The following is a 2,194-nucleotide window of genomic DNA, read 5'->3' as shown; positions in this document are numbered from 1 at the left end:
TCGTACAACAACGGAAGATCCTCGACCGTGTTCCGATTGGCCGGTTTCTCAAACGGGGGCTCCGGCTTGGGCTGGTCGGCCCATTGGCGACGAGATTGCAGACGTTTTTCGACGTCTCGAATCGAGCTGAAGTATTCGTCCAGTTTGGCTTTGTCTTCTCGGTTGACTTGTTTAGAAAGCGCCCCGGCCTCGTCGACGATCGAATCCAGGATCGAAGCCTGCAGCGAATTTTCCCGGACCATTTCCGAGCGACGTTCTTTCGATTCGGTGACAAACAGTTTTTCGAACAGTTCTGCGGGGCCGGTGATCGGAGGCACGCGGACGCCGGACTTGGTCCAGGAGAGCTGGCAGCCGCCGTGGATGCCGCCTTCGGACCCGACGGTGAGCGATGGGAAACGGGTCTGGGGCCCAATTTCATCGGCGATGAACTGGTCAATCGTGACGTTGCCATCGGGCCGTTGTTTGGACTCGTGGTGCAGCACGCCGGAGAGAAACGTGTGGACGGCAAAGTGTCCGCCGCGAAGGCCATGATCGAGCCCACGATAGACGGTGATCTGGTCACGATTTTCGGCCAGCGGCTTCAGCAGCGTGGTTTCCTCGAACGTTTTGCCGGGCGTCTCGGGGAAAAACTGTTTCTGTTGAAAGCCGAGCAAGTTGCCCACCGCGACGAACCGACGGGCACCCGCACCGGCACCGCGAGCGGCCCGTACAGGCAGCGCGTCACTGCCGGTCTCCGCCCGCAACGACGACAGCCCCGGCAGGGCAAGGGAACCGGCAAGGGATTGAAGCACAACACGGCGGGGATGAACTGATTTGTACATGCCGACAGTTTAGCCGAGATCCTGCGGCACGACCAACCTCGATCGACAACGCCATGCATCAGCCGTTTAACGCGAGCCTACGAGGCCTACTTTCGCATGCCGAGTCCACGTCTTCGCGTTGCATGTTCAGCCCCCGCGACGCTCACCGATCCGTCATTGGATTCCTCTTCCGCCTAGAGCCGCCGACGCCTGCGAGTCGCCCCGCCCATGGTCGTGACGCTGAACAACACCCAAACCGCCAGTGCACCCGGTTCGGGAACGACGGTAGACGCTGTTGTGATCGTCACGTTATCCAGCAGCACCGTTGAAATCAAACCATCGTCTTCGCCGAGAAAGAGGAAGTCGAGGAGTACTGATTGAGACGCCAGGGACGACACATCCAGGCTGATCCGCGTGAATCCGTTGGAGAGTAATTCCGGCGTGTCAACTTCGATTGCCGAAAATGTACTTCTGTCGGCGTCGATTCCGAAAAAGCGGTCGTCACTGGGGTCAATCGAAATCAATGCGTCGAGGGTGACCGGGTCCAGCAGACTCGCCTGAAAAATATCGAAGGGAGGTGCACCAAAGAAAGGATCGAAGAATCCGCCCGATTCCGTGAGGAACTGATAGTCAAAGCTCAACGAAGTGGCGCCAGCAGGAAGTAGAAATTCCTGCTCCAGCTGCACGAGGTTGTCAGAAAAACTATCGATCACAAACTTTGCCTGTTCGGATTCTGTGACCGGCGGCTCAAGGCCGAAAGTGGTAGCCCAACCGGCAGCCGGATCCGTCAACGCCGTCGAAAAGTCTCCATTGATGATTCCGCCACGGGCAGTGTTCGAACCAATGCTGAAGATCGCCAGCAACGTTAGCGCACGAACGAAGATGGGTAACCGGTTGATCATGCTGATTCTCGGGATATGTGGAAATGCGTGCACTATTCTATTTCGTCCGGCTGGTGGTTCAATGAAAAAGGAAATTCATCGGGATCCTTTCGATGTTCGCTCGGGAGATCTGACTCTCGCTGCATGGGCTGAGAAGATTTTCGCGAATCTGATTGGAGCTCCGCGCCAATCAATTTCTTGCTTGCCGCAGGGCTAGGCCGACCCCAACTCGCAAAGGTTTCGTCTAACACCCGCACTTCATCGTCACGCTCAGGGTCCTTTCCTGCGAGCGGGGCCAGGCCCGATGCCGCGTCGCGATACTGCTCGCGACCGAGCTGATTGATAATCGTCAGGGCATCAATGGGGGTGGCACGTCCATCGGCGTTGACATCGACCCACTCGCTGGCGGTGGTGCCGATCGCATCGGCCATGTCTTCGGGCACGAGACTTGCCTCGCGTGCGAGGTGATTGATGACGACCAACGCATCGAGTTCCGAAACGCGACCGTCTTCG

Annotated in this window: 3 protein-coding genes; all 3 read right to left on the bottom strand. The window is 57.8% G+C overall.

Translation table 11 applies throughout. From position 1 onward, the window contains the following. Positions 1-821 (bottom strand): DUF1552 domain-containing protein (locus ABX749_RS30475; protein WP_372899352.1); only part of this gene is annotated, 821 nt, incomplete at its 3' end. A gap of 173 nt (positions 822-994) precedes the next feature. Then, positions 995-1,702 (bottom strand): hypothetical protein, encoded by a 708-nt coding sequence (locus ABX749_RS30470; RefSeq protein ID WP_372899351.1) that lies wholly within the window; start codon positions 1,700-1,702, stop codon positions 995-997. A gap of 32 nt (positions 1,703-1,734) precedes the next feature. Next, positions 1,735-2,194, bottom strand: a 460-nt coding sequence (locus ABX749_RS30465) for a dockerin type I domain-containing protein (protein WP_372899350.1), incomplete at its 5' end; no start/stop codon positions are given.

This window comes from Stieleria sp. (genome assembly GCF_041595215.1).
Lineage (GTDB): Bacteria > Planctomycetota > Planctomycetia > Pirellulales > Pirellulaceae > Stieleria > Stieleria magnilauensis.
This window is presented reverse-complemented; position numbering and strand designations above follow the sequence as displayed.